Origin of the sequence: Halalkalibacter oceani (genome assembly GCF_040544555.1) — a bacterium.
Taxonomy (GTDB): domain Bacteria; phylum Bacillota; class Bacilli; order Bacillales; family Bacillaceae_D; genus Halalkalibacter; species Halalkalibacter oceani.
Genome location: NZ_JBEPKD010000007.1, coordinates 113,821 through 126,513, shown reverse-complemented (window position 1 = coordinate 126,513; position 12,693 = coordinate 113,821). Strand labels below are relative to the sequence as shown.

11 protein-coding genes are annotated in these 12,693 nt (G+C 48.7%); 3 read left to right on the top strand and 8 right to left on the bottom strand.

Annotation, left to right across the window (positions count from 1 at the left end; genetic code table 11):
- Positions 1-10: 10 nt before the first annotated feature.
- The 4 genes from accD to dnaE form a co-directional block, all read right to left on the bottom strand.
- A complete protein-coding gene (gene accD / locus ABMB67_RS10275; protein WP_354572005.1) occupies positions 11-856 on the bottom strand; it encodes an acetyl-CoA carboxylase, carboxyltransferase subunit beta in 846 nt (281 codons plus the stop codon).
- Between the two features lie 58 nt (positions 857-914).
- Complete coding sequence (locus tag ABMB67_RS10270) at positions 915-1,580, bottom strand: FadR/GntR family transcriptional regulator (RefSeq protein ID WP_251223806.1); 666 nt, start codon at positions 1,578-1,580, stop codon at positions 915-917.
- A gap of 18 nt (positions 1,581-1,598) precedes the next feature.
- Positions 1,599-2,837 carry an NADP-dependent malic enzyme gene (ystJ, locus tag ABMB67_RS10265; RefSeq protein WP_251223805.1) on the bottom strand — a complete coding sequence of 413 codons (1,239 nt, stop codon included), beginning with the start codon at positions 2,835-2,837 and terminating at the stop codon, positions 1,599-1,601.
- A gap of 140 nt (positions 2,838-2,977) precedes the next feature.
- Positions 2,978-6,307 carry a DNA polymerase III subunit alpha gene (gene dnaE, locus ABMB67_RS10260; RefSeq protein ID WP_354572004.1) on the bottom strand — a complete coding sequence of 1,110 codons (3,330 nt, stop codon included), beginning with the start codon at positions 6,305-6,307 and terminating at the stop codon, positions 2,978-2,980.
- A 202-nt stretch (positions 6,308-6,509) separates the two neighbouring features.
- On the opposite strand from dnaE, the gene ytrH reads away from it, so the two are divergent.
- Entirely contained in the window at positions 6,510-6,842 is a 333-nt protein-coding gene (ytrH, locus tag ABMB67_RS10255; protein ID WP_285890475.1) for a sporulation membrane protein YtrH, read from the top strand.
- The gene (gene ytrI, locus ABMB67_RS10250) at positions 6,839-7,345 is read left to right on the top strand and encodes a sporulation membrane protein YtrI (RefSeq protein ID WP_251223802.1); all 507 of its coding nucleotides are present in this window, start codon (positions 6,839-6,841) and stop codon (positions 7,343-7,345) included. The genes ytrH and ytrI overlap by 4 nt, the downstream gene beginning before the upstream one ends.
- A gap of 132 nt (positions 7,346-7,477) precedes the next feature.
- On the opposite strand, the gene ABMB67_RS10245 is transcribed toward ytrI, so the two are convergent.
- A complete protein-coding gene (locus ABMB67_RS10245; protein ID WP_354572003.1) occupies positions 7,478-8,419 on the bottom strand; it encodes a DHH family phosphoesterase in 942 nt (313 codons plus the stop codon).
- Between the two features lie 99 nt (positions 8,420-8,518).
- On the opposite strand from ABMB67_RS10245, the gene ABMB67_RS10240 reads away from it, so the two are divergent.
- Positions 8,519-8,803, top strand: a complete 285-nt coding sequence (locus ABMB67_RS10240) for a YtpI family protein (RefSeq protein ID WP_354572002.1) — start codon at positions 8,519-8,521, stop codon at positions 8,801-8,803.
- Positions 8,804-9,096: 293 nt separating this feature from the next.
- On the opposite strand, the gene ABMB67_RS10235 is transcribed toward ABMB67_RS10240, so the two are convergent.
- The 3 genes from ABMB67_RS10235 to ABMB67_RS10225 form a co-directional block, all read right to left on the bottom strand.
- The gene (locus ABMB67_RS10235) at positions 9,097-10,413 is read right to left on the bottom strand and encodes a CBS domain-containing protein (RefSeq protein ID WP_251223799.1); all 1,317 of its coding nucleotides are present in this window, start codon (positions 10,411-10,413) and stop codon (positions 9,097-9,099) included.
- Between the two features lie 511 nt (positions 10,414-10,924).
- Positions 10,925-11,608, bottom strand: a complete 684-nt coding sequence (locus ABMB67_RS10230; protein WP_251223798.1) for a metal-dependent hydrolase — start codon at positions 11,606-11,608, stop codon at positions 10,925-10,927.
- 137 nt (positions 11,609-11,745) lie between these two features.
- The gene (locus ABMB67_RS10225; RefSeq protein WP_251223797.1) at positions 11,746-12,603 is read right to left on the bottom strand and encodes a YitT family protein; all 858 of its coding nucleotides are present in this window, start codon (positions 12,601-12,603) and stop codon (positions 11,746-11,748) included.
- Between the last annotated feature and the right edge of the window lie 90 nt (positions 12,604-12,693).

Genomic DNA, 12,693 nt, shown 5'->3' with positions numbered 1-12,693 from the left:
ACCTCCTTTGTTATGAAGCGTGAATATCCAATATATTTCGAAGTGTTTCTTTCATCTCCAGACGCGGAACAACACGATCAAGCTGGCCATGCTTAAGCAGGAACTCCGCGGTCTGGAAATCATCAGGCAGCTCCTGGCGAATCGTCTGTTCAATAATGCGTCGTCCGGCAAAGCCGATCAGCGCTTTCGGTTCGGCGAAATTATAATCACCCAATGAAGCGAAGCTCGCTGACACCCCGCCTGTTGTCGGATGCGTCATGATGGAAATAAAAAGCCCACCCTCACGATGTAATTTCTGCAGGGCGGCACTTGTTTTCGCCATTTGCATCAAGCTAAGAACCCCCTCCTGCATTCTTGCTCCACCGGAAGCGGAAAACAGGATAAATGGCAGTTTCTTGTCAATTGCCCGCTCTATAGCCAACGTGATTTTTTCACCGACAACCGACCCCATGCTTCCCATCCGGAAGCGGGCATCCATAACAGCTGCCACGGCGCCAAAACCGCCAATTTGCCCTTCGCCTGTCACAACCGCTTCATTGATGCCGGTTTTCTTGCGGTCCGCTTCAAGCTTTTCTTCATAGGCATCAAAGCCTAAAGGGTTAAGGCTCGTCATATTCTGATTAAATTCAACGAACGTACCACTGTCAAATATACTATTCATCCGGTCATAGGCTGCCATACGGTGATGATGACCGCATGTGTCGCACACATATAAATTCTTTTTCAATTCTTTCGTATACATAATCGTTCTGCAAGCGGGACACTTCGTCATTAAGCCTTCCGGCACTTCCTGCTTGGCACGCTCAGAAGGGATTGTCGCATACCGCTTTTTTTTCTTTAAAAAATCCTTAAGCATTTTTCCACCTCGCTCGCTTAAGCTTTCGTAATCTATGATCTAAAACGAAACAGCTCAATCAAAAACGGCTATTTTGCAAATGACGTTTCATCGCTGCAATTGCTGCTTCGCTGTCTCTTCCTTTAAGCGCCTGATAAATCTCTTCATGTTCGGCAATAGAAGCGCTCATTCTTCCTGCCCGTTTCAACGATTGTTCAATCGCCACCTTGTTGTACTCGACCAATGCCATCCATAGATTAAGCAGAAGCTGATTTTGGCAGGAAGCGACGATCGTTTTATGAAATAAATAATCCTCTTCCACCGGCAGATCACCATGAGCCCACTCTTCTTTCGCTTCATTGATCAGACTGTTCAGGCGTTCAATTGCTTCTTCATCCATTCGTTCACAGGCCAAGCGCAGTGCTTCCACTTCGACAATTCTTCTCGTTTCGCTCAGATCCTGCTTAGCACTTTCACTTTTCAATAAAAAAGATAAAATAATGTCAATTAATTGAAAGCTGCCAGCCGGTTTAATAAAGGTACCTTCCCCGCGCCTTGTCTCAATTAAATCAAGCAGTTCAAGCGCTCGCAGCGCCTCTCTGACAGAGGAGCGACCAACATCAAGTCGGTCGCTCAGTTCTCTTTCAGAAGGAAGCTTATCTCCACTCGTTAACTGATCATGCTGGATAATTTGATTAATTTTTTTGATGATTTCTACGTATACCTTCGGCTGTCCTGATGACATAATGTCATCCCTCACCTTTTATTCGTTTCCGATAATAGCCATTTTTCTCGTTCTCTCAGCTATTTCTTCAGGGTCTACTTTCTTTCTGGCAACGCCGGTCTCCATCGCTGTCTTCGCTACAGCTGCTGCAACAGCCGGAGCAACCCGCGCATCAAATGGTGCCGGAATCACATAATCAGAAGAAAGCTCTGACTCAGCGACAAGATCAGCAATCGCATAAACGGCGGCAACCTTCATTTCCTCGTTAATATGAGTCGCACGTACATCAAGCGCTCCGCGGAAAATTCCCGGGAAAGCAAGAACATTGTTCACCTGGTTAGGGAAATCAGAACGTCCTGTTCCAATGACTTTCGCCCCGGCAGCTTTGGCTTCTTCCGGCATAATTTCAGGCACAGGGTTCGCCATCGCAAAAATAATCGGATCTGCATTCATGCTCTCGACCATCTCTTTTGATAATGCGCCGGCAACGGAAACCCCGATAAAGACATCCGCGCCCTTAATGACGTCAGCGAGACTTCCCTCTAAACGGTCCGGATTCGTAAATTTCGCCACTTCGTCCTTCATCTGGTTCATCCCGTAAGAACGCCCGTCGAAAATAGCGCCTCTTGAATCACACATAATGACATCGCGGATTCCCATGCGCTGCATCAATTTAATGATCGCGATTCCGGCTGAACCGGCTCCGTTCGCCACTACTTTAATTTCTGACATTTTCTTCCCAGTCAGCTTTAACGCATTAATAAGTCCGGCTAGTGTGACGATCGCCGTTCCGTGCTGGTCGTCATGGAAGATCGGAATATTTGTTTCTTTCTTCAGACGCTCTTCAATTTCAAAGCAATCCGGTGCAGCAATATCCTCAAGATTGACCCCGCCGAAAGTCGGCTCCATTAATTTCACCGTTTCAACGATTTTATCGATATCTGTTGTGCGCAGGCAAATAGGAAAGGAATCAACGCCGGCAAATGACTTAAATAAGACAGCTTTTCCTTCCATAACCGGTAAAGAAGCTTCAGGACCAATATTCCCCAATCCAAGCACAGCAGTACCATTGCTGACTACGGCTACCATGTTTCCCTTCATTGTATACTCATATACGCTTTCAACGTCCTCAAAGATTTCCTTACAAGGTTCAGCCACTCCCGGTGAATACGCTAAGCTTAAATCCTGAGCATTTCGCACAGGGACCTTCGACGTTGTCTCCAGCTTCCCTTGATTTTCGCGGTGAATATGTAAGGCTTCTTCTCTTGTTGTTGCCACAACAGACACACTCCTTCTTTTATAAATAAATTTGATTTCCTTAGATTGAATCCTGTTTTTCACTAATGGTCTGACCACTTAAAACAACCTTTATTATATAGAAAGTTCAGTCATAAGCCAAGAGATATTCCTGATTTCCCTTATTTATTATACGACTGCAGCACGACATTTTCCTTCCCCAACAGCCCGATTAATTGATCGAGACATTCATCAGCCGCATTGACATACCAGTCTTGAGGGAGAATCTTTTTTTCTTTTGTTTCAGCATGATAAAGCACGACCGGAACCGTTCCCGGATAAGCTTGAAGCTGCGCTTTCACCTGCTCAATCTTCGAAGCCGTTTCCGGTAAAATCCGCAGAAACAAGAGTTTACGAGGCTCGACCGTAAGCTGCTGCAGCCGGATCGCCTTTTCAATGATAAGCTGCTGCCGTTTAGCGTCCGCCCTGCCTTCAACAAACAGAAGCTCGCCTTCTTTGAAAAGCTCTTTCGCTGCCTTCCAGGCTGATGGAAAAGCGACAACTTCTGCCTCGCCCGCCTCATCACTCAGCTTGGCGAAAGCCATCTGCTCATTTTTTTTCGTTTTGATTTCTCTGACCTGGACCACCAGTCCCGCCGCCCGGATCACCCCTTTCGCTGTCAGCGCCTCGCTCAATGTTCGACGCCCCCTCCCTTCCAGCTTCTCTTTATACATTTCCACCGGATGAGAGGAAAGGTAAAACCCAAGTGCTTCCCGTTCCATATCGAGCTTTTCCTGAACGGTGAGCGGTTCGGCAGCCTCATATTGCGGCGGTGGCACTTCGACGGTGAACAATCCAGCGGTTTCTTCCTGAAAGCTTTTGACTGTGTCCGCAAACTCAAACGCCGCTTGCAGGGAATGGAGCAAGGTCGCCCGATCCTCCGCGAACTCATCCAGCGCACCTGCTTTGATCAGCTGTTCGATTGCTTTTTTGTTAACGAGCTTCGTGTCAACGCGGACGACAAAGTCAAACAGATCAGAAAACGGCTTTCGCTCGCGCTCCGTCAAAATCGCCTGCACGGCCTTTACCCCTACGTGGGCAATCGGCAAAAGGCCAAAGCGGATCGCTGATTGCTCCCCGGTAAAGAGCTGGCCGCTTTTTGACAGAGAAGGGGGCAGGATCCGATAGCCGGCCTGCCGGCATTCCTGGAGATGATGAGCCAGTTTTTCATGATGGTGCCAGACGCTGGAGAGCAGCGCTGTATAAAACGCCAGCGGATAATGGGCTTTCAGATAAGCGAGCTGATAGCTGAGCATGCTGTACGCGACGGCATGGCTTCGGTTAAAGCCATAGTCAGCAAACCGTTCAATTAGGGCAAAAACCTGCTCCGCAAGCTCCGACCCGTACCCTTGGCGTAACGCCCCTTGCTGAAAAGCCTCCTTTTGCCGCGCCAGTTCCACTTTGTTCTTTTTGCTGATCGCTCTTCTTAATAAATCGGCTTCCGCCAAGGAAAAACCGGCGAGCACCGAAGCGATTTGCATAATTTGCTCCTGATAAATGATGACGCCATATGTTTTGGCCAAAACCGGCTCCAAATCCGGATGAAGATAGTGGACCTGCTCCGGTTGGCGCTTGCCTCGAATATAATCGTCGATAAATTTCATCGGGCCGGGCCGGTAAAGAGCGTTGACGGCCACGATATCTTCAAAGTCAGTCGGCTTGAGGTCGATCAGCGTCCGCCGCATTCCCTGTGACTCCAATTGAAAAATTCCCGTCGTATCGCCGGCACCGAGCAGCTGATAGGTCGGCGCGTCATCAAGCGGAATCACGGCCAGATTAAACGGGCGATGCTGCTCGTGAACAAGCTGGACGATCCGTTCCAGCAACGTCAAGTTCCGCAATCCGAGAAAGTCAAACTTCAGCAATCCGAGCTCCTCGACGACCTCCATCGTCGCCTGGGTCAGCGACATCCCGCCCTGACCCGCTTGCAGCGCGACGATTTCCGGCAATGGTTCGGCACTGATCACGACTCCCGCGGCATGTGTCGAGGAATGCTTCGGCAGCCCTTCCAGCTGTGTCGCGAGCGTCCACAGCTCCTCCGCTTCAGTTGATTGCTTAATCAGCTGTTGCAGCCGCGTGCTGCCTCTCAGCGCTTTCTCCAGCGTAATCCCCGGCGAGGCGGGCACTTCTTTGGCGATTTGCTCGGTTACCGTCCCCAGGCCCAGCGCCTTGCCAACGTCACGGATGACAGCCTTTGCCGCCAGCGTTCCGAATGTCAGAATTTGCGCCACATGCCGCTCTCCGTACTTTTCCTTGACATAGGCGATGATCTCGTCGCGGCGATGGTCGGGAAAGTCGAGATCAATATCCGGCAAGGAAACGCGCTCTGGATTCAAAAAACGCTCAAACAGCAGTTCATATTTCAACGGATCGACATGGGTAATATAAAGCGCATAAGCGACAAGTGAACCGGCAGCCGAGCCTCTGCCCGGGCCTGTATGAATCTGCCGTTGTCTCGCATAGCGTAAAATATCCCAAACGATTAAAAAATAATCACTGAAGCCCATCCTGATAATCGTGCCCAGTTCATGCTCCAGTCTGGCAAGCATCGGCTCCGTCACCTGTTGATAACGCTCCTTTAATCCCTGCTCGCATAAGTGGCGCAGCTGCTTTTCCGCCGGCACCGCCGCTTCCGCCTTAAATTTCGGCATGCGCCGTTCGCCAAGTGTCAGCTGCACCGTGCAGGCAGATGCAAGCAATTCAGAGTTGTGGAGCGCCTCTGGTACGTTTTGAAAGCGGTCGCTCATTTCAGCAGGGCTGTGTAAATAGGCGATCCGTTCTCTGTCGGTAAAGACGCTGTCAGCCAGCCTGCTCCCCTGCTGAATCGAGCGCGCCACCTGATACGCGCTGACGTCCTCCTTTTCTGTAAAAAAGACAGGAGGAGCGGCGAGCAGCCGCAAACCGGAAACTTGCGCGAACGCCTTACGTGCTTCATAGTCGTCACCATAATCCTCTTCAATCGCGAGGAACCAATCGGAGGATTCGGTCCCGCCTTTCCAGCGATTGATCCAGTCAAGTGCTTTTGGATACTGGCCTTCCTGCAGCCAAAGATCAAGGGGGCCGGTCCGGCTCGGCAGCACGACAAGCACTTCCCGCAAATGAGGAAGCATTTCCTCACGCGTCAGAAACGGCTCTTTTTCCTCTTTATGGCCAAGGATCGTCGCTAGCTGCAATAAGTTGGCATAGCCCTGATTATTTTTGGCATAAAGGCGAAGAGTGGCCGAAGCCTGCTGCTCCGCCTCATATTGGATGGTCAGCTCAAGCCCGAAGATCGGCTTGATCTGATTGGCAACGCAAGCCTGATAAAAGGGAACCGCCCCGTACATCACATGACGATCGCTTAATGCCAGCGCCTGATAGCCAAGCTCTTTCGCTTTTTTCACGAAAGCAGGCAACCGATTTGTAGCAGATAGTAGGCTGTATTCACTATAAACATAGCTTTGAACAACCATCCAATCCCCCCCTTCCTAAAAATAAGTCCATGTATCCTAGTATAGTATAAATGATCAGCTGCTGTCTCATTAGCTGGTTGTCCGGCGCTTTTTGCAGCGACCGGGACAACGGCAGTCATAATTCTGTTCTCATTCCGTATACATAGTAATATGGATAAGCCCTTGTACGGAAGCACGAGAGTGAAAGGAGGAACAGAGTATGTTGGACCGGGAGCTGCTGGCTACGTTAATCATAGACTTCTTCGTCGCCTTCGGTGTTTTAATCGGCGGCGCGATTATTGGCGGGATCGGTGCCTTTCTCATTGGAAAGCCTCCCCTTTCTGTTATGAATGATTTAGCCAGCAGCTTAAAAATCTGGGCGATCGTAGCAGCGATCGGTGGAACGTTTGACGCGATTACAACCATTGAACGGGGGCTTTTTAACGGCGCTCATGATGATATTTTCAAGACGGGGCTAATGATCTTTGCCGCCCTCTGCGGCGCGCATTCAGGGACGCTGCTGCTGCAGTGGATCGTAGGGGAGACACTGTCATGAGAATCCCCCCATTCTTTGAGCGGCCAAGCTGGCAGCGCTTTTTTGCCGGGGTCATCATTGGCGTTCTCATCGGCTGGTTCTTTTTTGTTTATCAGTATGGACAAGTGTATGAAGGCTTGATGCTGCGTATTTCCAAACAGGAGGCGCTGATCCATAAGCAGCAGGAACGAATTGACGGGCTCGTCAGCGAGCAGACGAAGCTGAATGAAGAGAATCAAAAAAAGCTGACGATCCAGCAGGTTGAAATTGTTTACGTAAATGACCGGCGCCTGCGCCTCAACCAGTTAACATTATTTGAACTAAGAGAACAGGCGCTCAACGAGCTCCAGTTTATTGAACGGAAAGATATTGAAACGGTGGCGACAATGAAAGATTCGATTATAAAAACGTTGGAGAATAAAGTGTTTCATGTCGGAGAAGGCCGCTATCAGCTTGATGTGAAGGAAGTCTATTTGTTTACGACGTTACGGCTTTATGTAGAAATTACGCTGCCGAGCGCTTGAGACAAAACGAGCTCCTATTGGCAATCGCAGTCGCCGAGGTTTTCGCACATTGCTTAAGGGCTGGGCAAAAGCAGCCTTTTGTCCCAGCCCCGGCAGCGTAGCCAAAACAGGATTGACTATGCCCGTTCTTTGTCAGTCCCCTTCGCTTGAAGCCCGCACAAGCTTCGCGACAATCTCCTCTGTTTCCTCCCAGGAATACGCCGTTGCTCCGGCAGCCATCGGATGGCCTCCTCCGCCGTGCTCGGCGGCAATCTCGTTAATCACCGGTCCTTTGGAACGCAATCTGACTCTGATCTTATCCTCCTCCTCAACGAAGAAAACCCATGTCCGTAAGCCCTCCACATCGGAAAAGCTATTGACGAGCTGCGATGATTCATTGGCTGTCACCTGAAACTGCTCCAGCAGCTCCTTTGTCAGCCGCATGACGCCGACGCGCTCAGCGACAATCGAAAAATGCTGCAGCACATAGCCTTGCAAGCGAATTATTTTCAAATCTTTTTTATGAAAGTTGGAATAAAACGCATTCTGGTCAAATGCTTCGGCGACAAGCAAACTCGTCCGTCTTAACGTATCAGCGCTCGTGTTTGAAAAACGGAACCTGCCCGTGTCCCCTACGATGCCCGCATAAAGCAGTTCAGCAGAGTCAGCGTCCAGTTCAAAACCGCGTTCCTTGCCCTGGATCGCCAATTCAACGATCATTTCACTGACGGAGCTAAAGCTCGTGTCAACCCAGATAAGATCGCCATACGGTTCCTCATTCGGGTGGTGATCGATTTTAATCAGGTAAGCGCCCCTGTCATAGCGCGCATCACTGATCCGCGCCGTATTAGCCGTATCGCACACGATCACGAGTGCTCCCTCATATTGTTCATCCTTTACCGTATCCATCTCCCCTAAAAAAGCTAAGGAGGGTTCTTCCTCACCGACGGCAAAAATGTTCTTTTCCGGATAACGCTTCTTAAGAAGCGAAGCAAGCCCGAGCTGGGATCCTAAAGCGTCGGGGTCCGGCCGTTCATGACGATGAATAATAACCGTGTCGAAAGCGGCAACTTGATCAAGAATAGTAGCAATCAATTTATTCAGCTCTCTTTCTGTTCATCTTTCCTTCACTGGTATTCTTTCTCTTATAACGATACAATATCAGCATGACCTATGAAACAAGGAGGCCTCATTGTGGATAAAATATTTACGATTATCATTATCTTTTCTGCCGTCTTTTTTCTTTATAACAAAATAAAAACATGGCGTACCCCGCCATCCTTATTAAATCGTCTCTATCAAACGAAGGCGACGCTCTCGCTCGGCTTTTTCCTCACCGCCTTTGGCGCCAACCTGCTGTTCACTCCACGCGGTACAATCGACATTGTCGTCGGAGCCGTTTTTGCCCTTTTAGGAATCGCCAATATCGTTTTTGGCTATCGCGCTTACCGCCATTACATCCCTCAGCTCGACGAGTAGTCTTTCCTCACTTTCGGGAGACCAATGAAAGAGAGAAACTAAAACACTCCGATCATCCGAGGCTGGGACAAAAGGTTGTTTTTTACCTTTTTTCCAGTCTCTACGCAATGAGCGGAACCGCCACGATTTTTTTGAAAGCCCGTTGTGAGTGGATTTCTCACAACAGGCTTGTGGCGTGTGAAGCCATTGCCAATAGGTCCAAAAGCTAGTTTTGTCTCAAGCTCGATCTTCTTCTCGTGCCGCGAACGTTGCTAGTCTGGCATCTCCTGATTCCCTGCTATTTGACTTTAGGATTAAGGTTCAATCAGCTGGGCCATCATCAATGCCTTGCCGACGATCTCCCCATTAAAGTACAGCTCGACGTCAATTTTTCCGTGCTTCCGTCCAATTTCCAATATTTTTGGTCTGATCATGATCATACTCTCGATCTGGACAGGCTTAATAAAGTAAATCGTAATATTCTCGACAACGAGATCACCTTTTTTGTATTTCCGCAACACTCTGCTTCCACTTTCGGTGACAAGCGTCGTCATGACGCCGTAGGAAATCGTCCCGAGCTGATTCGTCATTTGCGGTGAAACCTCGCATTCGAACATATAGCCTTCCTCGACGGCCTTTTCCTCGATCCGGCTCGTGACGATATCTTCAATCGTTTCACCGACATGAGGCTGCCGTTGCACCATTTGCAACGCTTTCAGCACATCCTGCCTGCTAATGATGCCAAGCAGCCGGCGCTGCTCGTCAATAACGGGCAACAGCTCGATTCCTTCCCACACCATAACGTGCGCCACAGCAGCGACGGTCGTATGCTCATTGACCGTAATCGGATTGCGGGTCATCACCTTTTCAATCGGAGTTTGCTTCGTCGCCCCGAGCACATCCTTTGCGGCGACCATGCCCTGAATTTTCATTTGGGCATCAATGACCGGATAACGGCTGTGCCCGGTTTTTTCATTCAGTTCATGCCACTTCTCGACATTGTTCTGCGTCGTCATGTAAAACGTGTCCTGCAGCGGAATCAAAATATCATCGACCAGCACGATCTCCTTTTTAATTAGCTGGTCATAGATCGCCCGGTTAATCATCGTCGCCACAGTGAACGTATCATAGCTCGTCGAGATAATCGGCAAATCCAGCTCATCCGCCAGCTGAATCACCTCTTCGCTCGTGTCGAAGCCCCCGGTGATCAAAACAGCCGCCCCCGCCTCCAAAGCGAGCCTGTGGCCCTGATAGCGGTTTCCTACAATGAGAAGATTTCCCGCTTCGACATAGCGCATCATCGCGTCAAGCTTCATCGCCCCGATGACAAAGCGGTTGAGTGTCTTATACAACCCCTGCCGTCCCCCGAGAACTTGTCCATCGACGATGTTTACGATTTCAGCAAAGGTCAGCTTTTCAATATTTTCCTTCTTTTTCTTCTCGATCCGAATCGTCCCAACGCGCTCGATGGTGCTGACAAGCCCCTGGTTTTCGGCCTCTTTAATCGCACGGTAAGCCGTGCCTTCACTTACGAGCAACGCTTTGGCAATAGAACGAACAGAAATTTTTTCTCCTACCTCAAGGTCAGTAATATACTCAATAATCTGCTCATGCTTTGTTTTTGTCGGCATACCGCCACCACACTTTCCTACTCTCACTGTATCTGTTATTTTTTTCTCTCTGTATTACTGCCATTATACGTTGGAAAGAGTAGGGGAGCAAGGCTATCTTTCGCTATTCTCTTTGTCTCAGTCTTTTTTTCGCGGCAGAAGGAAATGATACAGATGCCACTTTTGTTTCCTTTCTATATAACAGCTGTAGACTATTTCCAATTAAGACAATTATCGCAAATGCAACCCATGAATAAGCAAAGGCCTGTGCCAGCGGCTCACCTTGAAAAGGGAGTAACGAAAAGCTGTAAAATAACATCAAAGCCGACAGCAAACAGCAAAGAAACGCCCGTTGGCGCATAAGGATCACCCTTTCTTTTTTGACTCTTTTTCCATACCTTATGCGGCCAATATGAAAAAAAGACCCCTGTCCAGGTCTTCATTCCAATGCCATGTAAAAAAAGAGGGGCTGCGACAAAGGCTGGTTTCCCTTTTTGCATCCCCTCGTTTTTTTCTCCTATATCGATCCGCTTTAAAGCTCGATTGACTCTCCCACTCCGAGAGCGAGACCTTTTTTGCCTGGCAGCTGTTCAGCAAACTGCTTGCCGTCCTGTTTGATTAACGGGAACGTATTGTAATGAATCGGTACGACCCGCTTCGCCTGCAGCCATTCCGCTGCGACCGCGGCGTCGTCAGGACCCATTGTAAAATTATCGCCAATTGGCAGGAAGGCGAGGTCGATCGTATTTCGTTCACCAATGACCTTCATGTCGCCAAATAAAGCGGTGTCTCCAGCATGAAAAATCGTTTTACCTTCCGTCGTCAATAAAATCCCGGCCGGCATCCCTGTATAAATAATTTTTTGCTCCTCTTCAATTGTAAACGACGAGCCATGGAAAGCCTGCGTTAATTTAACGGTGCCAAAATCAAATTCATGCGCACCGCCAATATGAAGCGGATGAGTGTTGACACCTTGCCAGCCTAGATACGCTGCGAGCTCGAACGGGGCGATTACAAGCGCATCATTTCGTTTCGCAAGCGCTACCGTATCACCGACGTGATCATTGTGACCGTGCGTCAATAAAATCACATCAACCTCCACTTCATCGGCCTTTAAATCGGTTGTCCCATTTCCGGTAATAAAGGGATCGAAAATGATTTTCTTCCCCTTTGCTTCGACAAAAACAACTGAATGACCATGATAACTAACCTTCATTTGCATTCGCTCCTTTTTTGAAAAATAAATCAATTATGTAAGTAGATAGATGCAACAACAAATAACAAGCCATTCACCTATTTCTTTATACCCCATTGTATATTACTTAACCACACACCGGCTTGAATCCTGCCTGTTTACGAATCTTTTTTTTCGCCCGCCGAACTAAATAACGTTGCTTTTTTAACCCCGGATGTCTCTGACACATAATACGCTTCCAGCACGGCGCTCGGATCGACCGCCATGACAACCTCCTTCAGCTTCGGATAAACAAAGCGGTTCGTAATGCAATAAATGATTAATCGTTCATCACCTGTATAGCCGCCCTGTCCATACAGATAGGTGATCGACACATCAAGCTCCTTCAACAATTTTTGCCCGACTTTATGCGGCGTATCGGAAATAATCATCACCGATTTCCCCTGGTTTAACCCATCAAGCACAAAATCAATCATTTTCGAAACAATATAAAAAACAGCGACACTGAACATTGCCTGCTCAAGCGTAAAAACAAATGCCGCCCCGGTCAAAATAAACGCGTTGATCGCCAGCAAAAACGTACTGACCGGAATATGAAAGCGGCGCTGGGCCCAAATCGCAATCATTTCTGTCCCGTCCACGGCTCCCCCCGCTTTGACAACGAGGCCGACGCCGAGCCCCAAAAGCAGCCCGCCGTAAAGGACAATCAGTACTTCAGAAGACGTAATCGCCAGCATCGGTCCAAGCCACGCAAGGGAAGCAGCCGTTATCACATTTGCATATAAAGTCCGAATGACAAAGGTTTTCCCCATAAAGCGGCCCGAAAACAATAAGGAAGGGATGTTCAGGGCTAAAAAACCGACCCAGATCGGCCAGGCAAACAGTTCATTTGCCATAATCGCGATCGCTGTCACTCCGCCGTCGACAAGTCCATTCGGAGCCAGAATCAGCTCAAGCCCTGCCGCTACAAATACCGAACCAATCGTTAAAAGTAAATAATGAAAAAAAGTTCTCATTCCGCTGCTCCTCTACCCTTAGTTAGCTTAATTTTACCATATTCTTTCGGATGAAGAATAATCGGAACAAAGCGAACTTTCTCATTTGAA

Coding starts and splice junctions, on each gene's coding strand:
- accD (WP_354572005.1), bottom strand. CDS start 856: ATGCTTAAGGATTTTTTAAAGAAAAAAAAGCGGTATGCGACAATCCCT.
- ABMB67_RS10270 (WP_251223806.1), bottom strand. CDS start 1,580: ATGTCATCAGGACAGCCGAAGGTATACGTAGAAATCATCAAAAAAATT.
- dnaE (WP_354572004.1), bottom strand. CDS start 6,307: ATGGTTGTTCAAAGCTATGTTTATAGTGAATACAGCCTACTATCTGCT.
- ytrI (WP_251223802.1), top strand. CDS start 6,839: ATGAGAATCCCCCCATTCTTTGAGCGGCCAAGCTGGCAGCGCTTTTTT.
- ABMB67_RS10235 (WP_251223799.1), bottom strand. CDS start 10,413: ATGCCGACAAAAACAAAGCATGAGCAGATTATTGAGTATATTACTGAC.
- ABMB67_RS10230 (WP_251223798.1), bottom strand. CDS start 11,608: ATGAAGGTTAGTTATCATGGTCATTCAGTTGTTTTTGTCGAAGCAAAG.
- ABMB67_RS10225 (WP_251223797.1), bottom strand. CDS start 12,603: ATGAGAACTTTTTTTCATTATTTACTTTTAACGATTGGTTCGGTATTT.